This window comes from Pseudoalteromonas sp. 78C3 (genome assembly GCF_002836695.1).
GTDB classification, from domain to species: Bacteria; Pseudomonadota; Gammaproteobacteria; order Enterobacterales; family Alteromonadaceae; genus Pseudoalteromonas; species Pseudoalteromonas arctica.
Map to the genome: position 1 here is coordinate 1 of NZ_PJAV01000130.1, position 21928 is coordinate 21928.

Here is a 21928-nt window from a genome sequence, read left to right on the forward strand (position 1 = left end):
GGTTGATAAAAGTAGCTAACGTGGGCTTATCTGTTTTTAAAGTAGGGTAGTAGGCTGTTATTCTAAGTTTATGCTGATACTTTAAGTATACATTTTATAAGATTTTGATAGGCATAAAAGCACCTTAAAACTTACTTTTTAGGTGAATTTTTATTTATTAAATGTTGATATAATCCTGCAAAGTTACTGAAAAACCTCTTAAAATTAAAGGATATAGCATATAACAGGATAGACCTGATATTGCTTGGAATTTAAAAATAATAAGGGTATCGTACCCCAAGACTCCATCTCTCACTTTAACTTAAATTGCAGGATACCATCGCGTTATGTCTGACTTTCGTGAACAAGCACTACATTACCACTCACATCCCGTACCAGGTAAAATTAGCATTGAGCTTACAAAACCAGCTGAAACGGCTCATGATCTTGCACTTGCGTATAGCCCAGGTGTTGCCGAACCTGTACGTGAAATAGCTGCAGATCCTGCAAATGCTTATAAATATACTGGTAAAGGTAACATGGTTGCGGTTATTACTAATGGTACTGCAATTCTAGGCCTTGGTAATTTAGGTCCTTTAGCGTCTAAGCCTGTAATGGAAGGTAAAGCGCTATTGTTTAAACGTTTTGCAGGGCTTGATTCTATCGATATTGAAGTTAAGCACAAAACAACAGAAGACTTTATTAATACGGTTGCCAACATTGCCGACACATTCGGTGGTATTAACCTTGAAGATATTAAAGCACCAGAGTGTTTTGAAATAGAAAAAGCATTAATAGAGCGTTGTAGTATTCCTGTTTTTCATGATGATCAACACGGTACTGCCATTGTTACGGCTGCTGGTATGTTAAATGCGCTAGAAGTACAAGGTAAGTCAATTGAAGATGCAATTATTGTATGTTTAGGTGCAGGCGCTGCCGCTGTTGCGTGTATGGAGCTGTTAATTAAGTGTGGTGCACTGCGTGAACACATTTATATGCTTGACCGCAAAGGTGTTATTCATACCCGCCGCGATGACTTAAATGAATACAAACAGCTTTTTGCTAACAATACCGATAAGCGTACATTGCAAGATGTAATTGCAGATGCTGATGTGTTTGTGGGTGTTTCTGGCCCTAACTTATTAGCGGCTGAAGATTTAAAGCTAATGGCTGCAAAACCAGTTGTGTTTGCATGTTCAAATCCAGATCCTGAGATTGATCCTGCACTTGCGCACGGCGCACGCAACGATTTAATCATGGCAACAGGGCGCTCTGATTACCCTAACCAAGTTAATAATGTTTTATGTTTCCCGTTTATTTTCCGTGGTGCGCTTGATGTACGTGCAAGTGCTATTAACGATGAAATGAAAATTGCTGCAGTAGATGCTATTCGAAGTATTGCCAAAGAGCCAGTACCTGCAGAAGTTTTAAAAGCCGCTGGAGTAGATAAACTAGAATTTGGTGCGCAGTATATTATTCCAAAACCAATGGATCCACGTTTACTGCCGCGTATAGCAAGAGCTGTTGCACTTGCTGCTATTGAGTCAGGTGTTGCACAAATTGAGCTACCTGAAAACTATATGCAGTAAATCTATACAGTAGAGCTATGCAATAAAATTTAGACATAAAAAAACCTCAGTAATTACTGAGGTTTTTTTGTCTTTGTAATATTTATTCTTCGTTTAAAACGGGTACTTCTAGACCCATTTCTTGCATTATTTTTTTAACTTCTTCTGGCACTTTTTCGGCGTTATCTTTACGTAAGTCATCGTCATTTGGTAAAGGTTGGCCAGTAAAAGCATGCAAAAATGCCTCACATAGCAATTCACTATTTGTAGCATGGCGAAGGTTATTGATTTGACGACGTGTACGTTCGTCAGTTAATACCTTTAATACATTTAGCGGGATCGAAACGGTGATCTTTTTAACTTGCTCTGATTTTTTACCGTGTTCTGCGTATGGGTGAATATACTCACCATTCCATTTAGCCATAAGATGTATCGTTGCCTCAGATTATTAATTTCTCACACGGTATAAAAAGCGTGTAAATATGCGTGAAATTCTATCGATTTAAAAAAGATAGTCAAATAATAGATACAGATCTATCTTAATAAGCCTATTGTAGGTGTAAAGATAAGCACACTTTTGTGAGCTAAAATGTGTTATTCGCAGAGGCCTCTTCTACTTTTAGCCATCTAGAGCTTTAAAATACTTTGACTTATCAAAACGGATAACTTACTCTTTTAGACGTCTAAACATCCAAATTAATCAGGTGACGAATATGAGCGAAAAAAACAAAGCGACCATTGCTGTACGTAACGGCGTTGATGCTGATAAACATCATGGTGCGGTGGTACCGCCAATTTATTTATCGACTACTTATTCGTTTGCCGACTTTGATACTAAGCGTGAGTATGATTATGGTCGTAGCGGTAATCCTAATCGTGATATTTTAGCTGAGACGCTTGCTAAGCTTGAAGGTGGCGCTCGTGGCATAATTACAGCTACAGGCATGGCTGCCGTGCATTTAGCTACTCAGCTACTTAATAGTGACGATACGTTAGTAATTCCACATGATTGTTATGGTGGCAGCTATCGTTTATTTACATCTTTACAAAAACGCGGACTACTAAAGCTCGAAATATTAGATTTAACAAAAGAAGAAAGCCTTCAACAAATTTTAGTAATTAAACCTAAGCTTATTTGGATAGAAACCCCAAGTAACCCAGTACTTCGTTTAACAGATATTAAAGCGGTTACCGATGTTGCAAAGCAATGCGGTGCATTGGTGGCTGCAGATAACACGTTTTTGTCGCCTGCTTTACAAAACCCTATTAAGTTTGGTGTAGATATTGTGGTGCATTCAACCACTAAATACATTAACGGACACTCAGATGTAGTAGGCGGCGCTGTTATTGCCGCAACACAAGAGTTAGGCGATGAGCTTGCTTGGTGGGCTAATAACATTGGAATTACGGGTGCGCCTTTTGATAGCTATTTAACGCTTCGTGGTTTACGTACTTTAAATGTGCGCCTAAGGCAGCATCAAGAAAATGCACTGGCAATAGCTAAGTATCTTGAAAGCTCTGAATATGTAAGCCAAGTTTACTACCCAGGTCTTGAGTCACATCCTCAACATGAACTGGCTAAAGCACAGCAACTTGGTTTTGGTGGCATGGTTAGTTTTGATATTAAAGGCGATATAAATGACGCTGCGGCATTTTTAACTAGTCTTAAAACGTTTAGTTTAGCTGAGTCACTAGGTGGCGTAGAGAGCTTAATTTGTCACCCTGCAACTATGACGCACGCAGGTATGGAGGCAACAGCACGTTTAGAAGCGGGTGTGGGCGATACGCTTATTCGTATTTCGGTAGGTATTGAAGATATACACGATTTAGTCGCTGATTTTGAGCGAGTGTTTGAACTTGTAAAACCAGGGCAAAATAAAAATGTTGGCCGTGTAGGCAAAGGTGCAGGCACTTCTGGTGGGAACGTTAAATTAAGTGCAGCCCGTCCGGCGCTTTGGTGATTAATATGGTCAATTGTGTACATAAATTTGGTGGTTCAAGTTTAAGCTCAAGTGAGCGATACCAAAGCGTAGCAAAAATAATAATTACACATACTCAACCGGGTGATTGTGTGGTGGTATCGGCTGCGGGTAAGACAACCGATACGCTAGTATTACTTTGGCAAAGCTATCAAAAACAAGATACTCAAGCAGTAGCTGATATTTTACTGCAGTTAAATAACCATCAAAGTGATTTAATAAAGCAGCTATTAGAAGCCGATTTCAAACGAAGTGCACTTAAAACACTAAGTATCGAACTTAGCTATATTGCAGAACTTGCTCAAGCTGAGCAGCTAAAAGAGGCTGCATTACTTGCACATGGCGAACTGTGGTCAGCACGTTTACTCGCTACTTATTTACAGCAGCTAAATATTGAGGCATGCGCTCAAGATGCACGTACTCTTTTTACCTTAAATGATGGCGAATTAATGCATGCGCAAAATGCGCAGCAATGTGGGCAGTTAATTTTGCCTAATAAAATAAATGTTGTTACTGGGTTTATTGCCGCAGATATCAAAGGCGAGACTGTAACACTTGGCCGAAATGGCAGTGACTACAGTGCAACACTACTTGCAAATTATTGCAATGCTAAGCAAGTATGTATTTGGACTGATACACAGGGGGTGTATAGCACTGATCCTCGCAAGGTACAAAAAGCGATTAAATACGGCAAAATTTGCCGTGGGCAGGCTAATTTATTAGCTCGTTTGGGTAACCCTGTATTACATGCAAAAACACTATCGCCTCTTAAAAACACAGATATTAAGCTAGCTGTTCGCAGTAGTTTTGACGTACAAGCAAGTCCAACAGATATAGTAAAAGAAGGTTCAGCGAAGAAAAAGCGCTTTATAACTACGTTGCAAAATGTTGACCTATTAATGGTTGAAGGATTAAGTGAAGGTGAGGTTGCAAGTGTTAGTCAGCTTATTCAGCATAGCCTTCATCACTTTAACCATAATGGTGAAGTGTATTTAGTAGTACCTGCAGCACAAACTTATCTGGTTATTAATTATTTTGCGGGTAGGGCAAATATTAGCGAGTCAAATTTAAACGGTTGTGCAATTGTAGCGCCTGAGCAAGACGTTAATACATTAAGCTTACAAGCATTAGATTTATTAAAACTCCACAGCATAAAACCTCGTTTTGTCCATCAAGATACTGGCTATGCTTTATTGCTTACCGATCAATTTATAGATAGTGATATACAAAGTGACTTACACGATAAGCTAATTAATAAAGGCCAAGAAATCGCAATTATAGTTGCGGGGCTTGGTAACGTTGGCGACGTTTTCATTAAACAGTTATCGGCACAATTTGAGCGTTTATCGGATGACTTTAGTATTAAATTAGTCGGTCTAATTCGCTCTAAAAAAATGCTGTTTAATGCAAGTGGTATTAATACACAGCAATGGAAAACTCAATGGCAGCATGAGGCAAATAGCTATCAATCTGCAGATTTACTGAATGCTATAAATGAGCTCGATTACGAGCATAAAATTGTAATTGATATTACCGCAAGTGAACAATTTAGCTTGTTATATCCAGACTTTGTAGATAGAAACTGTCATTTAATTAGTGCTAATAAATACGCTGGAACAGCACCGACTACTTGGTATAAAGCACTTCGTAGTAATATTACAGAACGTAATTTACATTGGCGATATAACACCAGTGTAGGCGCTGGCTTACCTATTAACTTTGCTTTGGCTGATTTGCAAAATAGTGGCGATAAAATAACACGTATAGAAGGTGTTTTCTCAGGCACGCTTTCGTGGCTATGCAGTAAATATGATGGAACAAGGCCATTTTCTGAGTTGCTACTGGAAGCTCAGAAAATGGGATTCACAGAGCCAGACCCTCGCGAAGATTTATCTGGGCGAGATATGCAGCGTAAGCTACTTATTTTAGCCCGAGAGCTAGGTGTTGAGCTTGAACTTGACGATATTAGCTTATCAGCATTGATGCCAGATGAGCTTGCGCTGGGAAGTTGGGATGACTTTTTAAATAAAAAAGCACAGCTAGACGCGTTCATCGAAGAGCATGCAGTGACAGCAAAGTCTAAAAATTCAGTACTTAGATATACGGGCTTGTTAGAAATCACACAAGGTGAAGTAATTGCTAAAGTGGGAATAGCGTATGTGCCTAATGGCGATGCGTTAGCAAACCTTACACCTGGCGATAATATTTTTGTAATTAATAGCAAATGGTATAGCGATAATGCATTAGTGATTCAGGGGCCAGGAGCGGGTAGGGAAGTGACCGCTGCGGGTGTGCACTCTGATTTATATTGGCTTGTTCAAAACTTAAAATAAAACTTTGGTTTAAACAAAAACGGCAGCTTAAATAAGCTGCCGTTTTTGTATTACATACATATTATTAAAATAGCTCTTCTTCTGTTTTAGTGTCTTCTTCAAATATATCGTTAGGCTGAGATAGCACATACTTTGTAGGTGCAGTACCTTTTTCAAAATATTCAAATCGACTCGTGTAGTCATTTTTATGGCTTAATAAACCAGTAGCTAAATCAATACGAATAGAAACAAGTCCCTCAGGCGGCTCAATTGGGGCTTCAGGCTTGCCTTCAAGTGCCGCTTTCATAAATTCAACCCATGCTGGCTGCGCGGTTTTAGCGCCAGATTCCGCACCTGATATTTGGCTGCTATCTAGGTTGTTATTATATGTAGAGCGACCAAGAGCGTTGCCCGGATTATCAAAGCCAACCCAAACTGAGGTCATCACATTACTATTAAAGCCGCTAAACCAGGTATCTACTGAGTCATTAGTTGTGCCTGTTTTACCCGAAATATCGCGACGATCTAGCGCTTGTGCTCGCCAACCGGTTCCACTCCAACCTGTTTTATGAGCCCAGCTACCACCCCCCCAAATTGCACTATTCATAGCGTCAGCAATTAAAAATGCATTTTGCTTAGAAATAATTCTCGGCGCACATTTTTTCGTTTGCTCCATTTCATCATCACTATTATGCATCGAGAGTACATTGTGTGTTAGCAAAGGCTCTTCGTCACAGGCAAGAGCAGGGTTTGCTTTAAACAATACATTGCCGTAAGCATCTTGAATTTCTGAGATAAAGTAAGGTTCAATTAAGTGACCACCGTTGGCAAATGTGCTCATGCCTCTTGCAAGTTCAAGCGGGGTAATAGAAGCACTACCCAGTGCTAATGATTCACTACGATTAATGTCAGCGTCTTTAAAACCAAATTTTAGTAAGTGGTCAGCTGTACGTTGCAATCCAACACCACGTAGTAAGCGCACCGAAATAACGTTTTTAGACTGTGCTAAAGCACGGCGAATTCGAATAGGACCATTGTAAACAGCAGGGCTGTTTTTAGGACGCCATGCTACGCCTTGGCTCTTATCCCATTGGTTTATAGGTGCATCATTTAATATAGACGCAAGCGTGTAACCTTTTTCAAGTGCTGCCGAATATATAAAAGGTTTTATATTAGAACCCACTTGACGCTTAGCTTGTATCGCTCGGTTGTATTGACTTTGCTCAAAGCTGTAACCCCCTACAATAGCTTTTATTCTACCGTCTTGTGGATCGAGGGATACAATAGCGCTTGATGCTTCTGGTATTTGGCTTAATAAGTAGCTGTTATCTTCGTTTTGACGTACCCATATTTGCATACCTGGCGTTAAAATATCAGTAGCTGCTTTTGGAGCAAAGCTTTGGCGGTAGCGAGTAATATACTTACGCGCCCATTTTAAACTATCCCAAGTGAGGGTTGTTTGCTCACCGTTTTTAAGTAATACAGTAGCTGTTTTATTATTAACACTGAGTACTGCTGCAACTTTTAAAGTGCCTAACTCATTTACGCTCTGTAATTTACTGAGTATTTGCTGCTCAGTTAAAGCTGGTTGTGTTTCAGGATTCCATAAAACATCAGTTGGACCTCTAAAACCATGACGCATATCGTAACTGTGTAAGTTATTTACAAGTGCGTTTTGCGCTGCTTTTTGAACCTTTGACTCTACTGAGGTAAAAATTTTAAAACCTGAGTTGTAGGCTTTATCTACCCCATAGCGCGAAACCATTTCAGCGCGCACCATTTCAGAGATATACGGTGCGTATAAGTTTATTTCTGCACCGTGAAAATAAGCTGTAATAGGTTGGCTAGTTGCTTCGTTATATTGCTCTTGTGTTATATAGTCTTCGGTCAGTAAACGGCCTAAAACTACATTTCGGCGTGCTTTTGCACGCGTTGGGTTACGAATTGGGTTTAAAGCTGAAGGTGCTTTAGGTAAACCTGCAATCATCGCCATTTGTGCAAGTGTTAAATCTTTTAGCTCTTTACCGTAATAAACTTGCGCTGCTGCACCAATACCGAAAGCACGATTACCTAATTCTATTTTATTAAGATAAAGCTCTAAGATTTCGTCTTTTGTTAACACTCCTTCAATATGAAGCGCTATAAATATTTCTTTAACTTTACGGATATATGCTTTTTCGCGTGTTAAAAAGAAATTACGAGCAAGCTGCATAGTAATAGTACTTGCACCTTGTTTTTTCTCGCCAGTAGATATAAGAACAACAGCCGAACGTACTATACCAATAGGGTCTATGCCTATATGATCGTAAAATCGATTATCTTCTGTCGCTAAAAATGCATTAATGAGTGTTTGAGGAATTTCATCAATAGTCACTGGAATACGACGTTTTTCACCAAATTGATTGATTAAAAGCCCATCTTTAGTGAATACTTGCATAGGAGTTTGTAATTGCACGTCTTTTAAAACTTGCACACTGGGGATATCAGGTTTAACGTAGTAATAAAGGCTGACCAAAGTAATCAGACCAATTAACACACAAATGATAAAAAATTGTAAAGTTCGTTTTAATAAAATCACTTATATTTCCCTAAATGGACTCCCAATTGCGAGTTTTGACTGCTAGTATATATTGATTAAAAAATGAATAATATTTTTTCATATAAAAATTATAACTTGTTTATTATTAAAACAAAGGCCAAGTTGAAACATGCTAAGTCAACTATTTCAAAAACCGTCCCAAATGATGGTAGGAATTGATATTGGATCGCACTCTATTAAGGCTGTGCTTTTACGTGAAATTGAAACTGGATTTCGACTCGAAGCACTTGCAATTGAGCCGATGCCAAAAGGCGCTATGAGTGAGCGCACAATTCAAGATATTGAAGCGATTGGTAACGTAATTACAAAATTAAGAAAAAAATTACCAAAGTCGTTAAAATCTGCAGCAGTGGCTGTTTCTGGCCAAACAGTCATTACAAAAGTGATCTTCATGGATGTATCGTTAACTGATGCTGAACTTGAGTCGCAAATTGAAATTGAAGCCGATAGTTTAATTCCATATCCTCTTGATGAAGTGAGCCTCGACTTTGAGAAGCTTTCGACGAATGAGGCCGATCCTAGTAAAATGAATGTTTTGCTTTCAGCTGCTCGTACTGAGAGTGTAGAAGCGCGTGTTGGCGCTTTAGAAGCTGCAAATTTAGAAGCTAAAATAGTTGATGTAGAAAGCTATGCATTAAGTCGTGCAATGGATGTGTATTACCAACAATTACCTAGCGACGCATTTAATAAATGTGTGGCTGTGGTTGATATTGGTGCGGTTTTAATGCTCGTGAGCGTTGTTCAAGCAGGGGAAACAATTTATACACGTGACCAAGTTTTTGGTGGCGACCAATATACAAATAGTATCGTTGCTTATTATAATAAAGGATTTGATGAAGCTGAAATTGGTAAAACATCAGGTGATTTACCGCCAAACTACACCTTTGAAGTATTAGCCCCTTTTCAAACTTCGTTACTTCAACAAGTGCGACGCGCGGTGCAAATGTTTTTAACAACCAGTGGCAAAGAGCAAATCGACTATATTGTATTAACGGGTGGTACATCGATGATTAAAGGTATTGACCGATTACTCATTGAAGAACTAGGTATTCACTCTGTCGTTGCTGAGCCTTTTGAAAATATGGAAATTTCTCCAAAAGTAGATCGTAATGTAATGCAGCGTCACAAAACGCAGTTTGCAATTGCGACAGGGTTGGCATTAAGGAGCTTTTCAACATGCCACATATAAATCTACTTCCTTGGCGTGAATCGCAGCGCGAAGAATCGAAAAAGAAATTTGTAACTATACTTATTGGTGTCGTTATACTTTGTTTTGCGAGTATGTACTTATTAAGCTCTTTTTATAGTGCATTAAAAGACGGTCAAAACTTAAAGAATAACTATTTAAGCTCAGAAATTAGCATGCTAGATAAAAAAATAAGTGAAATTAGAAGTTTAGATAAAAGAAAAGAAAACTTACAACAGCGTATGAGACTCATTGAAGAATTACAAAGCAGCCGTAATTTGGGTACGCAAATAATGGATGAAGTTGCCAAAATAGTGCCGGGTGGGGTTTACTTAACAAAACTCGAGCGCAGAGGCAGCCAAATACATGTATTGGGACGCAGTGAATCTAATAACCGTTTATCAACAATGCTGCGCCAAGTACAAAGCTCATATTTACTAGAGAATCCTTCAATGCAAGGTATTGTTGCAGGCGATCAATCTTCGCGTTTACTTAGTGATTTTAATATGGAATTTTATGTAAAACCATTTGATAAAATTGGTGAGGTTAGCGATGAGCCTTGATTTTAAAGCACTGAGTGAAATTGATTGGAATGAAATAGAGCTCGATAACATTGGCGATTGGCCTATTGCAGTTAAAGCAATTTGCTGTACGTTTGTTGCCGGACTTGTATTGTTTTTTAGTTATAGCCTATTAGTTTCTGATGAAATTGATAGTTACCACAGTGCAGTTGCGAAAGAGGTCGAGTTACGCACAACTTATCGCACTAAATACGCAGTCGCGAGTAAGCTTGAGATCTACCGTCAACAAATGATTGAAATGGAAGATAAGTTTTCACAATTATTAAAACGTTTACCTACCTCTAACGAAACCCCTGGTTTACTTGATGATTTGTCGTATGTTGGCACAACAAGTGGTCTGACTTTTTTAAAAATAGGTTGGTTACCAGAAGTCGAGAAAGAATTTTATACTGAATTACCGATTAAAATAGAAGTGATAGGGACCTACCATGAATTTGGTGAGTTTGTGGGTAAAGTAGCTCAGTTACCACGAATTGTAAGCTTACATGACTTTTCTATTTTATCATCGGGCGATAAACAGTTAACATTTAGTGTTGTTGCAAAAACATATCGCTATGAAGAAGGGGTTAAAAAATGAAGCTCCTTCGCGTAGTACCTGTAGTAATGGTGTTTGTTTTGAGTGGTTGTAATGATGATACGTCTGAGCAAAAAGAATTTATTGATCAGGTAAAAGCAAGCACAACACCAAAGGTTGAATCAATTCCTGAGCTGACAAAGTTTGAAATATTTGAGTACAGTGCTGGTCAGCTACGTAGTCCGTTTGTAGCGCCTCAGCCTGAGATAATCCAAAATAAATTAACGCAAGTAAAAAACTGTTTGCACCCAGATCAAGAGCGTCGCCGCGAACCGTTAGAAAAATACCCGCTAGATAACTTAGCAATGAAAGGCACAATTGGTTCTAGTGGACAAATATGGGCATTAATAACAGCAGCTGACGCTACTTTGCATCGTGTAACGGTAGGGAATTACCTTGGTAGTTATGATGGCAAAGTAAAAACAGTAAGTAACGACTATATAGAGTTAGTGGAATTAATCCCTGATGGGTCTGGCTGTTGGAAAGAGCGCTTGACTAAATTAGAAATGTTAGAGGCGGCAACAGATGGCGCAAATTAATAATAAAAAAGGTAAAAATAGCATGCATAAGGATGTACTTTGGCTTCATCGTATTTCACGAACATTACTGGCTGCTGTTGCTTTAGTCACTGTAAATTCAGCCGTTGCAGGGCCGTTACTTTATGATGTTCGTTATAATCCATTACTTAAAGGCGAAACTGAGTTACAGCTTGTTTTTGATGAAGAGTTAACGCTTGAGCCAAAAGTTCAGGTGTTTAATAGCCCAGCCCGAATCGAAATGTTTTTTGATACCGCAGAGTTAGAGGTTGGTTTAAATGATGTTGAAGTTAATCAAGCTGGAATTAGCAGTGTTACTAATGTTTTAACTAACAGTGGTTTAAAGGTAACGGTAAACTTAGATAGATTAAAAATTTATGAAACTGAAGTTCATAACAACTTAGTATCAATACGCGTGTCTGATAATCCTCTTACAGAATCTGAAAATGAAGATGTAGCGATGGACTCAGGTGACGTAAGTGGAAATTACATCAACCGTATCCAGTCAATTGATTTTAGACGTGGTGAAAAGGGTGAAGCGAAAGTACTCGTATTTCTACAAGACACTCAAGCTGCAATTGAAGTCCATGAAAGTGGCGGGAAAATTTACGCTGACTTTCATCACACCGATATTTTAGATGACCTACTTTATGAATTAGATGTATTAGATTTTGGTACTGTTGTAAGTAATATCGAGACTTTTAAAGAAGACGGATTAAGTCGTGTCGTTATTGAGCCAAATGCTCAGTTTACATTTACGTATCAGCAAATAGATAATATTTTAACGCTGACGGTAGAAAAAGATGAAACGCAAAACGCCTATTTAGATGGTGGAGTTGAGTATCAAGGTCGCCCTATGACCTTAAATTTTCAAGATATCTCTGTGCGAGCAGCACTACAAATTATTGCGGGTTATAACGATTTTAACTTAGTAACCAGTGATTCAGTGACAGGTAATATAACACTGCGTTTAGATGGCGTACCATGGGATCAAGCGCTTGACGTAGTACTGCGTATTAAAGGGCTAGACAAACGCATGGATGGCTCTATTTTAATGGTAGCGCCTGCAGAGGAGCTTGCGGCACGTGAAGCCAAAGATTTAAAAGCTAAACAGCAAGTTGAAGACTTAGAGCCACTCTATAGTGAATACATTCGATTAAACTATGCTAAAGCCGAAAATTTTGCTGACTTATTAAAAACAGATACGAACAGCATCATAACTGCCCGTGGTAGTGTTTCGGTTGATCAGCGTACAAATACCTTATTAGTAAAAGATACTGTAAAGAGTATAGAAAACATTCGCCGGATGATAGAAACGCTCGATATTCCGGTACAGCAGGTTGTAATTGAATCTCGAATGGTAACTGTGCGCGATAACGTTACTGAAGACTTAGGCGTACGCTGGGGCTTTAGTGATCAAGGCAGTAGTGTTGGTATTTCAGGCTCCCTTGAAGGCGCAGAAGGTATTTATAATGCGACATCTACTTCAAATGCACCAAGTATTTCAGACCGATTAAATGTAAATTTACCTATTACTAACCCTGCGGCTAGCATTGGCTTACACATAGCAAAGCTGGCTAACGGTACGCTGATTGATTTAGAACTAAGTGCTCTTGAAGAAGAGAATAAAGGCGAAATTATTGCTAGCCCGCGTATCATAGCGGCTAATCAGCAAAAAGCGCGAATAGAGCAAGGTACTGAAATCCCTTACACTGAGTCAGCTTCAAGTGGTGCTACTACTGTAAGCTTTAAAAAAGCGGTACTAAGCTTAGAAGTAACACCTCATATCACACCTGATAATAAAGTAATTCTAGACTTAATTATTACTCAAGATACTCGTGGTGATACTGTACAAACGGGAACAGGTGAAGCAGTGTCTATTGATACCCAAGAGATTCAAACTCAAGTGTTAGTTGAGAATGGACAAACCGTAGTACTCGGTGGTATTTTCCAGCAGCAGATCATTAATACTACGAGTAAAGTGCCAATTTTAGGTGACATTCCTTACGTAGGAAGACTATTTAAAACCACAAGTGAGTTTAATGAAAAGCGTGAATTACTTATTTTTGTGACACCAAAAATACAAATTGATTAAAATACAGTGGTTTTATGTTAACCAACGGGTGATTATTTAGATTAATTGCTCGTTATATGGCTTTTTATGCTAATTGACTTGAAATACCCCCGCAATTACTGAGATAATCCCCTCCTTAATTTTGGGGCCAGGTCGTTAGGCGGGGTTTTATTTCAAATTTTAGAGTTTGTTTGTACTAAAAGATATGGCTGAGAAACGTAATATATTTCTAGTTGGCCCCATGGGGGCTGGCAAAAGCACGATTGGTCGTCACATCGCTGACCAATTACACCTTGAATTTGTTGATTCTGATCAAGAAATCGAACGCCGCACAGGTGCAGATATTGCATGGGTATTCGATCTTGAAGGTGAAGAAGGCTTTAGACTTCGAGAAGAGTCTGTTATTGGCGATTTAACCGAGATGCAAGGTATTGTACTTGCTACCGGTGGTGGTTCAGTAATGAGCAAAGAAGTTCGAAACAAGCTTTCGGCTCGAGGTATCGTTGTATACCTAGAGACACCTATAGAGAAGCAAGTTGCACGCACGCAACGCGACAAGCGTCGCCCATTACTGCAAACTGAAGAAGCACCTCGTAACGTACTAGAGCGCTTAGCAGAAGAACGCGAGCCACTATACAAAGAAGTTGCTGATTTTGTTGTACGTACCGATGAGCAAAGCGCTAAAGTTGTTGCTAACCAAATCATCGAGAAATTAGATTTTTAAAAACCAATAATAAAGGAATAGCCAAGCATGCTTAAATTAACTGTTAATTTGGACGAGCGAAGTTATCCTATTTATATTGGGCAATCTGCACTTCAAGATAATGGCCGCCTGGTTCACCACATTGGTGATTGTCGGCCTATCATCATTACTAATGACACAATAGCGCCTTTATATTTGCAAAGGTTACTTGATTCATTAGCTGATCTAAATCCGCTATCTTTTATTATTCCTGACGGTGAGCAATATAAATCATTGGAATGGTTTGAAAAAATATCAGCATTTTTACTACAAAATAACTGTGGCCGAGATACGTGTTTAATTGCGTTAGGTGGCGGTGTTGTAGGTGACCTAACTGGTTTTGTAGCGGCTTGTTATCAGCGCGGCGTACCGTTTATTCAAATACCAACGACAGTGCTTTCACAGGTTGATTCATCGGTAGGTGGAAAAACGGCAGTAAATCATCCGTTAGGTAAAAATATGATAGGGGCATTTTATCAGCCTCAAGCGGTTTTTATTGATACGCAAACATTACACACTCTACCTGCACGAGAGTTTGCAGCAGGTATGGCTGAGGTAATTAAGTATGGTCTGATTTACGATACCGAATTATTTGCCTATTTAGAGCGAAATGTGACTAATTTACAGCAACTAGATGAAGCATGCTTACAGCATATCATTTTTAGATGTTGTGAAATAAAAGCGCTTATAGTTGCTCAAGATGAAAAAGAACATGGCTTACGGGCTTTGTTAAACTTAGGCCATACATTTGCCCATGCAATTGAGGCACAGATGGGTTATGGCGTTTGGTTACACGGCGAAGCTGTTGCAACAGGAATGGTATTAGCAGCTAAACTTGCCAAGACACGCCAAGATTTAAGCGCAGATGAAGTTGATCGAATTATTAAGCTGCTTGAGCTATATAATTTACCAACAGAAATTCCAAAGCAAATGACTAGCGAGCAGTTTTTAACGCATATGCGTAAAGACAAAAAGAATAAAAAAGGCACTATCCGCTTTATTCTACCTACCCAATTTGGCCAGTGTGCATTAGTTGATAATGTATCTGATGATCAAGTTAGAGACTTAATCGAGCAGTAAATGCAGTCACAAATTTTACCAAGCCGTGCGGCTTTGGTGGATAGAATCGCACTGCAATTTGAGTACGGGCAAAATTTAATTGTTTTACTTGGCACTTCTGGGCTAGGTAAAAGTTATATGCTCGAAACCTTCATTACAGATAAATACAACGACTTTAATAAAGCCTTTGTGCAAGTAAGTGCACAAATGACTGACGCTCAGCTAATGAGTGAGTTATTAGAGCAAAGCTTTAACTCTCCCCTGATTGATCATAACTTAAGTTTACCTGAAAACTATTACCAATTACTGCAGCAGCAACCATGCGGGCCATGTTTATGGGAACTTGATGGCGGTAGGCAATTATCTGATGAGATGTTAATTGAGCTTGAGTTACTTTCTAAAAACAGCCCAAATACGCTATATATTATAATAGCTTCACAGTCTAAACTGGCTTTAAATAACGCTGTTGAAATTTATTTGGAGCCGCTAACGCTTCGAGAAAGCAAGATGTTATTGCAGTGGTACTTTACAGACTTACCCTATGATGAAGACCCTGTATTTAGTACTTTTTTAGCTGAGGCTCACGGTAATCCCAGCTTATTGCTTGCTTGGCAACCTAGTGAGCACATAGCCGATATTATTGTAAAAGACAAAGTGTCTTGGCGATTACACTTATTGATTTTGATGTTGCTGATTATGTTTTTAATTATTGGTCTGCTTTATAAGTCGGATATGACACAGTGGTGGCAACAGTATTATCAGCAAGAAGAAACACAAGTAATAAATACAGCAATATCTATAGAGCAAGTAAGTGAGCCGGCTATAAAGAAAAATGACTCAATAATTAACTTAAATGACCCCAAAGTTGTTGAGCCAGATATTAAAGCAGAGCGTGTACACATTAATGATGTGCCTGCCATCATGCAAAGCCTTACCGAACCTACGAATACCGTTAACGTATTAGACAATGATGTTGATGATAGTACTAATAATAAAAGCAGTGTATCAAGTGACGTTAAATCTGAAGCTCTAAAAGTAAATACAGCAGAGCAAACCCAGAGTAGCCAAAATAATATATGGTACATGCAGCAAATAGATACAAATAGTGTTATTCAATTATTAGCCGTAACTCAGCAGGAAGTTAGCGATAATTTTATTGCTCAATTCAATCTACAGCAGCAAACTCATACTTACCAAACAAAGCGAAATAATAAAATATGGTGGGTTGTTACATTTGGCAGTTTTGAAAGTATAAACGAAGCAAAATCAGCAATGGATACTTTATCTGCTGAGGTTAGAAAAAATAAACCTTTCTATAAAAAAATTAGTAAAATAAAGCAAGAAATAGCACTCGTTGATCAGTAAAACACACTGCTTTAGTGTAAAATCGCGCAACACCAGATTGAAGTAAAGAGCCAATGCAGCAAAAGAGTAGAGCCTTCCTTAAATGGGCCGGCGGAAAATACAGCCTAGTTGAAAATATTAATGCGCGATTAAACCAAGCTAGCAAGCATGCTGATACGTTGGTTGAACCTTTTGTTGGTGCAGGCTCTGTGTTTTTAAATAGTGACTTTAAACACTATATTCTCAACGATATAAATGCAGACTTAATTAACTTATACAAAGAGCTAAAAAGCTCTCCAGATGAGCTGATTAGTGACGCTAAAAAGTTATTTGTAGATTTGAATAATCACGCAGATGCTTATTACGAATATCGTGTGCAGTTTAATCAAAGTCGTGATGTATATGAACGTTCAATATTGTTTTTATACATGAACCGCCATGGTTACAACGGACTTTGTAGGTATAATTTAAAAGGTATTTTTAATGTGCCTTTTGGTAAATATAAAAAGCCTTACTTTCCTGAAAAAGAAATGTATTTTTTTGCTGAAAAAGCACAAAAAGCAACCTTTACCTGTTTAGATTACGATGACGTTTTTAAGTTAGTGCCTAACAATGCAGTTATTTATTGCGACCCACCTTATGTACCATTAAGTAAAACAGCTTCTTTTACGTCTTACGCTAAAGGGGGGTTTAATTTAGATGATCAGGCTAATTTGGCTAATCTGGCTGAGAAGGCTGCCTTTGAAAATGATACACCAGTGCTTATCTCTAATCACGATACCGTATGGACTCGAAAAATTTATAGCCAAGCATCACTTGATCAAATTCAAGTAAAGCGCACTATTAGCCCCAAAGGTGGCTCTAGAAATAAAGTTGACGAGTTGATGGCTATGTATTTAGCACCCAAGCAACCACTGCGTAAATTGCGATAACAAAAGCAATAAATAGTACAATCGCAATTAGGATGATAGAGATAGGAGAGTGTTGTTTAAAATCGACTTGGCGTTTATTTTCAGATTGAACACCAAAAAATGCTGCTAGCACACTTTGCAACGCACTAAAAAATTGCAGCATTATTTAAAATAAAGGTTTTAAAGATGGAGTGTTTTTAGAATCATCGGAGCTAGTAAGTAGCTCTAGTAAATCGAGGTAATGAAACTGAGCACTACGGCTATCGCCAGTTAACCACGAAAACCACGATGACTCTTCTTCAGCTTTAATACACGTGATTGTAGTTAATGTGTTTTGAGGACTTACCACTTGTGTATTATGACAATTACCTACTGAGCTTAATTCTTGCTCAGAGCTTGAACCAAAGCTAAACGCCCCGATAAGCAGTAATGCCGACGCAATTAATATCCCAGTTTTAAAAGCACGCATGATGAAATCCAATAATTTGTTACTTTTTTAATCATAGCAAATATTGATTAAAAATCAAACTTAAAGTTACCTGAAATAGGGGCTATTACGCCATATTACTTGGGTAACATCTTCAATTAAGTTACATTAACGCAATACACTATTTATTGATGGAGTTAATCATGTTTAACCCAGAGCAAAAATATTTAATAGCCCCTTCTATTTTGTCTGCTGATTTTGCAAAACTAGGCGAAGATGTTGATAAAGTACTCGAAGCGGGCGCTGACGTGGTTCACTTTGATGTAATGGATAATCACTATGTACCTAATCTCACAATTGGTCCTATGGTGTGTAAAGCACTAAGAGGTTACGGCATTACAGCACCTATCGACGTACATTTAATGGTTAAGCCTGTAGATAGTCTTATTCCATTGTTTGCAGAGGCTGGCGCATCAATTATTACTTTTCATCCAGAAGCTAGTGAGCACGTCGATCGTACAATACAGTTAATAAAAGATCACGGCTGTAAAGCAGGCTTAGTGTTTAACCCAGCAACAAGCCTAAGTTATTTGGACCATGTTATTGATAAGCTAGATACCATTTTACTTATGTCGGTTAACCCAGGTTTTGGCGGGCAAAGCTTTATACCTCATACGCTTGAAAAATTACGCCAAGCAAAACAGCGTATTATTGAGTCAGGCCGAGATATTCGCTTAGAGGTTGATGGGGGTATTAAAGTCGATAATATTGCTGCAGCAGCACAAGCGGGTGCTGATATGTTTGTTGCAGGCTCAGCTATTTTTAATCAACCAGATTACAAGGTTGTGATTGACCAAATGCGTAAACAGCTTGGAAGTGTAAAATAATGAAGTACGACGTCGCCTTATTTGATTTAGATGGTACTTTGGTTGATAGCGTTTACGACTTGTATATTGCTATTAATTTAACCTTGAGCAGTCTTGCTTTCCCTATTGTTAGTCAACGCTTGGTTGAAAGCTGGGTCGGTAATGGGGTTGAAGTCCTCGTTAAACGCGCTTTGAGTGGCGATATGCAAGTGAGTGCACATCTAGATGAGTCACTTAGTAGTAAAGCAATATTACAGTTTTATAAGCACTATGAACAACAAGTTGGTGAGTATAGTGTTTTGTACCAACATGTAGAAACCGGGCTTGCAGCACTTCGTGGTATGCCTAAAGCATTAATCACTAATAAGTCTCGAATATTCACAGAAAAACTACTTGATAAACTGGCACTAACGAGTCATTTTGATGTGATTGTATGCGGTGACGACATGGCAAAAAAACCATCGCCAGAGCCATTGCTATTTGCCTGCAAAAAACTAAATGCAGAGCCTAATAAAGCAATAATGATAGGTGATTCTAAAAGCGATATACTTGCAGCTAAAGCCGCTAATATAGACGTAATTGCACTTAGTTATGGCTATAACCAAGGTGAAAATCTTGAGGATTATAATCCACAGTACCTATGCGATCACTTCTTAGATATAATACCTGTTCTAACGCAGCGTTAAATATTATTAATTAAGCAAAATAAAGGAAAATCATGAGTAAACCAGTAGTTTTAAGCGGCATTCAGCCAACCGGTGGTATGACAATAGGCAACTATGTTGGCGCTATTAACCAGTGGCTAAAGTTACAGGAAGACCACGAAAGTTTCTTTATGTTAGTAGACTTACACGCTATTACGGTTCGCCAAGAGCCTGAGTTACTGCGCTCTCGAGTGTTGGATGGTATTGCTCTTTACGCGGCATGTGGCATTGATCCTGAAAAATCTGCGTTATTTGTACAATCACAAGTACCTGAGCACGCACAGTTAGCGTGGGTATTAAATTGTTACGCGCAAATGGGTGAGCTTAATCGAATGACTCAGTTTAAAGACAAGTCATCTAAGCATGCAAATAACGTAAACGTGGGCTTATTTTCATATCCGGTATTGCAAGCTGCGGATATTTTATTATACCAAGCTGATCAAGTACCCGTTGGTGAAGATCAAAAGCAACACTTAGAGCTGACTCGCGATATAGCCACACGCTTTAATAATTTATACGGCGACGTATTTAAATTACCAGAGCCGTACATTCCTGAGTTTGGTGCACGCGTAATGAGCTTGCAAGACCCACTTAAAAAGATGTCTAAGTCTGACGAAAACCCAAATGGTTATATCATGTTATTAGATGAGCCAAAGCAAATTGTGAAAAAGCTTAAAAAAGCAGTAACTGATTCAGATGAACAAGCACGTATTTATTTTGATCGCACAGAAAAGCCTGGTGTATCAAACTTGCTTACTTTATTGAGTGTTGCAACTAAGCGCTCAATAGAAGACCTAGTTCCTGAGTATGAAGATAAAATGTATGGCCATTTAAAGAAAGATACAGCAGATGCAGTTGTAAATATGATTGAGCCAATTCAAGCCCGTTTTAAAGAGATCAGAGAAGATCAAAACCTACTTAATAGCATAATGAAATCAGGTGCTGAAAAAGCAAGTGTACGTGCTGAGAAAACATTGAAATCGGTATACGATGCGCTTGGTTTTATTCCTCGCGGGTAAGTTTATTAAAATAAAAAAATGCCGCTTGTTAGCGGCATTTTTTATATAGCACATATCAACATGATAGACCCAAATAGAAACAGTAGCGATATCGCTAGTTTATCTGTTTTATCCATTATTCAGCCCCTCTTACTGTTATATCTGCCGTGCTATCAATATCAACTAGAGAAACTTTATAGCCCTTGTTTTCAAGTAAGGTAAGTAAACTATCTTGTCCTGCAAGGTGGGCAACTCCAACAAGTACAAACTCATTTTTGTCGTTGTTAAACATGGCTTCTACTTTTGGTAACCAATCATTATTTCTATCTGTAATGATTTGTTTATAGCTATTCGGATCATTTTGCTGCATATCTTCAAGTGCCACTTTATTCAGTGTGTCTGTATCACCTTTGCGCCAGGCAGCTAAAAGTCCTTTAAACATATCGCCATAGTTGTGAAGCTCGGCTAAGTTACGTTTAATGAAATCGTTTTCGTTGCCTTGACCCATTGTTTTAAAAAACTCTAACTGAAATTCGATTGTTTCTAAGTAATTTTTTGTTTTGTTATCTTCAGTCGCTTTTTTAGTAAAGTAAGCATCAACCCCTTCACCCATTAAATTTTGCTTTTGAAGCTCCATCGACATTAAGACAATACTAACCATAGCAGGGCGAAAACCGTCTAACTTAGCTAGGTTAGCGCCAAACTCGCTAAGCTTATTTTCAAGTAAAGCCTTAATCTCGGGTTCTAGCTTTTGACTCAACGTTTCGTTATTTGTATACGATAGCGCACCTAACATTTGCATTTGTGCATTGGTGTCGGCTGGGTCAGGTAACGGTGCTTCTAAAATAATTGTATCTGCTTGTTCATAAGCATGGTTAAACTCAGCGGGTAGTGGCATTTCAGCTTTAGGTAGTATGTGAACTGTACCGCCAATAAATAGTGAGTCATTACCATTGCTTACTTGCCATACAGAGCTTTGAGCCTGTGCTGTATTTGCTAAAAGGCTGCAACTAATTAATACGCTGGCAGATACTAATTTTTTTGTGAACTTTTTCATGATAATTCCTTAATGTAACTTTTAATTTTATTGTTTTTAGTTCGATAACACATTGCTGAAATATGTAGTGATTGACGATGTTACCTTTGAAAGATTTTTATCAATTTGCGAGTTTATTTTGCTCATTGAAGAGTCAAGCTCAGCTGATATTTTTTTATCTATTGAAGAAAGTAATGTCTGCTTATCAACATTACTTTTTAAAGACTCAGAAGCGTCTATTTTGTTTGTTTTTTGTAGTTTTTGATTAACAGGGTTAATTGCCTTTATGCTTTCACCAATCATGCATTTCTCAAAATTATTTTGAACGGTGTTTTGTTTAGTGTCAGCTGCAATAACTGAAGTAGTATTAAAAGCAGTTGCTAGTAGTAAAGCCGGTAGTACTTTTTTCATTGTGCTGTTCATAATTAAACCTTTTATATTTTTTGCTGCAGC

At 38.3% G+C, this 21928-nt stretch carries 21 protein-coding genes; 15 read left to right on the forward strand and 6 right to left on the reverse strand.

Annotation, left to right across the window (positions count from 1 at the left end; genetic code table 11):
• Positions 1-326 precede the first annotated feature (326 nt).
• Positions 327-1568 carry a malic enzyme-like NAD(P)-binding protein gene (locus CXF76_RS07075; protein WP_007582028.1) on the forward strand — a complete coding sequence of 414 codons (1242 nt, stop codon included), beginning with the start codon at positions 327-329 and terminating at the stop codon, positions 1566-1568.
• Positions 1569-1650: 82 nt separating this feature from the next.
• Here CXF76_RS07075 and metJ read toward each other — a convergent pair whose 3' ends face one another.
• Complete coding sequence (gene metJ / locus CXF76_RS07080) at positions 1651-1971, reverse strand: met regulon transcriptional regulator MetJ (RefSeq protein ID WP_007586263.1); 321 nt, start codon at positions 1969-1971, stop codon at positions 1651-1653.
• A gap of 289 nt (positions 1972-2260) precedes the next feature.
• Here metJ and metB point away from each other — a divergent pair, with 289 nt between their 5' ends.
• Both metB and metL read left to right on the forward strand, forming a co-directional pair.
• On the forward strand, positions 2261-3508 hold the full coding sequence (metB, locus tag CXF76_RS07085; RefSeq protein WP_010553801.1) for a cystathionine gamma-synthase: 1248 nt from the start codon (positions 2261-2263) through the stop codon (positions 3506-3508).
• Between the two features lie 5 nt (positions 3509-3513).
• Positions 3514-5859: a bifunctional aspartate kinase/homoserine dehydrogenase II gene (gene metL, locus CXF76_RS07090; RefSeq protein ID WP_024589893.1), complete on the forward strand. Its 2346-nt coding sequence runs from the start codon at positions 3514-3516 to the stop codon at positions 5857-5859.
• A 64-nt stretch (positions 5860-5923) separates the two neighbouring features.
• Here the strand turns inward: metL and CXF76_RS07095 are convergent, their stop codons facing one another.
• Complete coding sequence (locus CXF76_RS07095) at positions 5924-8416, reverse strand: penicillin-binding protein 1A (RefSeq protein ID WP_024589892.1); 2493 nt, start codon at positions 8414-8416, stop codon at positions 5924-5926.
• Between the two features lie 130 nt (positions 8417-8546).
• Here CXF76_RS07095 and CXF76_RS07100 point away from each other — a divergent pair, with 130 nt between their 5' ends.
• The 9 genes from CXF76_RS07100 to CXF76_RS07140 all read left to right on the forward strand — a co-directional run bounded on the left by CXF76_RS07100 (position 8547) and on the right by CXF76_RS07140 (position 17465).
• A complete protein-coding gene (locus tag CXF76_RS07100) occupies positions 8547-9626 on the forward strand; it encodes a pilus assembly protein PilM (RefSeq protein ID WP_024589891.1) in 1080 nt (359 codons plus the stop codon).
• The gene (locus CXF76_RS07105; RefSeq protein ID WP_007586268.1) at positions 9614-10186 is read left to right on the forward strand and encodes a PilN domain-containing protein; all 573 of its coding nucleotides are present in this window, start codon (positions 9614-9616) and stop codon (positions 10184-10186) included. The genes CXF76_RS07100 and CXF76_RS07105 overlap by 13 nt, the downstream gene beginning before the upstream one ends.
• Complete coding sequence (locus tag CXF76_RS07110; protein WP_007586270.1) at positions 10176-10781, forward strand: type 4a pilus biogenesis protein PilO; 606 nt, start codon at positions 10176-10178, stop codon at positions 10779-10781. The genes CXF76_RS07105 and CXF76_RS07110 overlap by 11 nt, the downstream gene beginning before the upstream one ends.
• Positions 10778-11317 carry a pilus assembly protein PilP gene (locus CXF76_RS07115; RefSeq protein WP_007586272.1) on the forward strand — a complete coding sequence of 180 codons (540 nt, stop codon included), beginning with the start codon at positions 10778-10780 and terminating at the stop codon, positions 11315-11317. The genes CXF76_RS07110 and CXF76_RS07115 overlap by 4 nt, the downstream gene beginning before the upstream one ends.
• Positions 11304-13409 (forward strand): type IV pilus secretin PilQ, encoded by a 2106-nt coding sequence (locus CXF76_RS07120; protein ID WP_024589890.1) that lies wholly within the window; start codon positions 11304-11306, stop codon positions 13407-13409. The genes CXF76_RS07115 and CXF76_RS07120 overlap by 14 nt, the downstream gene beginning before the upstream one ends.
• Before the next feature lie 184 nt (positions 13410-13593).
• The gene (aroK, locus tag CXF76_RS07125; RefSeq protein ID WP_004589350.1) at positions 13594-14112 is read left to right on the forward strand and encodes a shikimate kinase AroK; all 519 of its coding nucleotides are present in this window, start codon (positions 13594-13596) and stop codon (positions 14110-14112) included.
• A 27-nt stretch (positions 14113-14139) separates the two neighbouring features.
• A complete protein-coding gene (gene aroB / locus CXF76_RS07130) occupies positions 14140-15210 on the forward strand; it encodes a 3-dehydroquinate synthase (protein WP_010553793.1) in 1071 nt (356 codons plus the stop codon).
• Complete coding sequence (locus CXF76_RS07135; protein WP_101163336.1) at positions 15211-16554, forward strand: SPOR domain-containing protein; 1344 nt, start codon at positions 15211-15213, stop codon at positions 16552-16554.
• A 53-nt stretch (positions 16555-16607) separates the two neighbouring features.
• Complete coding sequence (locus CXF76_RS07140) at positions 16608-17465, forward strand: Dam family site-specific DNA-(adenine-N6)-methyltransferase (protein WP_024589888.1); 858 nt, start codon at positions 16608-16610, stop codon at positions 17463-17465.
• On the opposite strand, the gene CXF76_RS07145 is transcribed toward CXF76_RS07140, so the two are convergent.
• Complete coding sequence (locus tag CXF76_RS07145; protein WP_081709141.1) at positions 17422-17607, reverse strand: DUF2970 domain-containing protein; 186 nt, start codon at positions 17605-17607, stop codon at positions 17422-17424. The two genes, CXF76_RS07140 and CXF76_RS07145, sit on opposite strands and share 44 nt — an antisense overlap.
• A gap of 3 nt (positions 17608-17610) precedes the next feature.
• A complete protein-coding gene (locus CXF76_RS07150) occupies positions 17611-17913 on the reverse strand; it encodes a hypothetical protein (RefSeq protein WP_024589887.1) in 303 nt (100 codons plus the stop codon).
• Positions 17914-18074: 161 nt separating this feature from the next.
• Here CXF76_RS07150 and rpe point away from each other — a divergent pair, with 161 nt between their 5' ends.
• From rpe to trpS, 3 genes are read left to right on the forward strand one after another with little or no spacing between them, the layout of a single operon-like run.
• On the forward strand, positions 18075-18758 hold the full coding sequence (gene rpe / locus CXF76_RS07155; RefSeq protein WP_024589886.1) for a ribulose-phosphate 3-epimerase: 684 nt from the start codon (positions 18075-18077) through the stop codon (positions 18756-18758).
• Positions 18758-19423, forward strand: coding sequence for a phosphoglycolate phosphatase (locus CXF76_RS07160; protein ID WP_024589885.1), 666 nt, complete (start codon positions 18758-18760; stop codon positions 19421-19423). The genes rpe and CXF76_RS07160 overlap by 1 nt, the downstream gene beginning before the upstream one ends.
• A 32-nt stretch (positions 19424-19455) precedes the next feature.
• Entirely contained in the window at positions 19456-20460 is a 1005-nt protein-coding gene (trpS, locus tag CXF76_RS07165; protein ID WP_024589884.1) for a tryptophan--tRNA ligase, read from the forward strand.
• A gap of 115 nt (positions 20461-20575) precedes the next feature.
• Here the strand turns inward: trpS and CXF76_RS07170 are convergent, their stop codons facing one another.
• Positions 20576-21496: a TraB/GumN family protein gene (locus CXF76_RS07170; RefSeq protein WP_101163337.1), complete on the reverse strand. Its 921-nt coding sequence runs from the start codon at positions 21494-21496 to the stop codon at positions 20576-20578.
• A gap of 36 nt (positions 21497-21532) precedes the next feature.
• The gene (locus tag CXF76_RS07175) at positions 21533-21898 is read right to left on the reverse strand and encodes a hypothetical protein (RefSeq protein ID WP_024589882.1); all 366 of its coding nucleotides are present in this window, start codon (positions 21896-21898) and stop codon (positions 21533-21535) included.
• Positions 21899-21928 lie beyond the last annotated feature (30 nt).

What these genes read in the sequence shown, in the direction of transcription:
- CXF76_RS07140 (WP_024589888.1), top strand. Translation starts at nt 16,608, where the DNA reads ATGCAGCAAAAGAGTAGAGCCTTCCTTAAATGGGCCGGCGGAAAATAC.
- trpS (WP_024589884.1), top strand. Translation starts at nt 19,456, where the DNA reads ATGAGTAAACCAGTAGTTTTAAGCGGCATTCAGCCAACCGGTGGTATG.
- aroK (WP_004589350.1), top strand. Translation starts at nt 13,594, where the DNA reads ATGGCTGAGAAACGTAATATATTTCTAGTTGGCCCCATGGGGGCTGGC.
- CXF76_RS07105 (WP_007586268.1), top strand. Translation starts at nt 9,614, where the DNA reads ATGCCACATATAAATCTACTTCCTTGGCGTGAATCGCAGCGCGAAGAA.
- aroB (WP_010553793.1), top strand. Translation starts at nt 14,140, where the DNA reads ATGCTTAAATTAACTGTTAATTTGGACGAGCGAAGTTATCCTATTTAT.
- CXF76_RS07175 (WP_024589882.1), bottom strand. Translation starts at nt 21,898, where the DNA reads ATGAACAGCACAATGAAAAAAGTACTACCGGCTTTACTACTAGCAACT.
- rpe (WP_024589886.1), top strand. Translation starts at nt 18,075, where the DNA reads ATGTTTAACCCAGAGCAAAAATATTTAATAGCCCCTTCTATTTTGTCT.
- CXF76_RS07160 (WP_024589885.1), top strand. Translation starts at nt 18,758, where the DNA reads ATGAAGTACGACGTCGCCTTATTTGATTTAGATGGTACTTTGGTTGAT.
- metJ (WP_007586263.1), bottom strand. Translation starts at nt 1,971, where the DNA reads ATGGCTAAATGGAATGGTGAGTATATTCACCCATACGCAGAACACGGT.
- CXF76_RS07170 (WP_101163337.1), bottom strand. Translation starts at nt 21,496, where the DNA reads ATGAAAAAGTTCACAAAAAAATTAGTATCTGCCAGCGTATTAATTAGT.
- CXF76_RS07145 (WP_081709141.1), bottom strand. Translation starts at nt 17,607, where the DNA reads ATGCTGCAATTTTTTAGTGCGTTGCAAAGTGTGCTAGCAGCATTTTTT.
- CXF76_RS07150 (WP_024589887.1), bottom strand. Translation starts at nt 17,913, where the DNA reads ATGCGTGCTTTTAAAACTGGGATATTAATTGCGTCGGCATTACTGCTT.
- CXF76_RS07110 (WP_007586270.1), top strand. Translation starts at nt 10,176, where the DNA reads ATGAGCCTTGATTTTAAAGCACTGAGTGAAATTGATTGGAATGAAATA.
- metB (WP_010553801.1), top strand. Translation starts at nt 2,261, where the DNA reads ATGAGCGAAAAAAACAAAGCGACCATTGCTGTACGTAACGGCGTTGAT.
- CXF76_RS07115 (WP_007586272.1), top strand. Translation starts at nt 10,778, where the DNA reads ATGAAGCTCCTTCGCGTAGTACCTGTAGTAATGGTGTTTGTTTTGAGT.
- CXF76_RS07135 (WP_101163336.1), top strand. Translation starts at nt 15,211, where the DNA reads ATGCAGTCACAAATTTTACCAAGCCGTGCGGCTTTGGTGGATAGAATC.
- CXF76_RS07120 (WP_024589890.1), top strand. Translation starts at nt 11,304, where the DNA reads ATGGCGCAAATTAATAATAAAAAAGGTAAAAATAGCATGCATAAGGAT.
- metL (WP_024589893.1), top strand. Translation starts at nt 3,514, where the DNA reads ATGGTCAATTGTGTACATAAATTTGGTGGTTCAAGTTTAAGCTCAAGT.
- CXF76_RS07100 (WP_024589891.1), top strand. Translation starts at nt 8,547, where the DNA reads ATGCTAAGTCAACTATTTCAAAAACCGTCCCAAATGATGGTAGGAATT.
- CXF76_RS07075 (WP_007582028.1), top strand. Translation starts at nt 327, where the DNA reads ATGTCTGACTTTCGTGAACAAGCACTACATTACCACTCACATCCCGTA.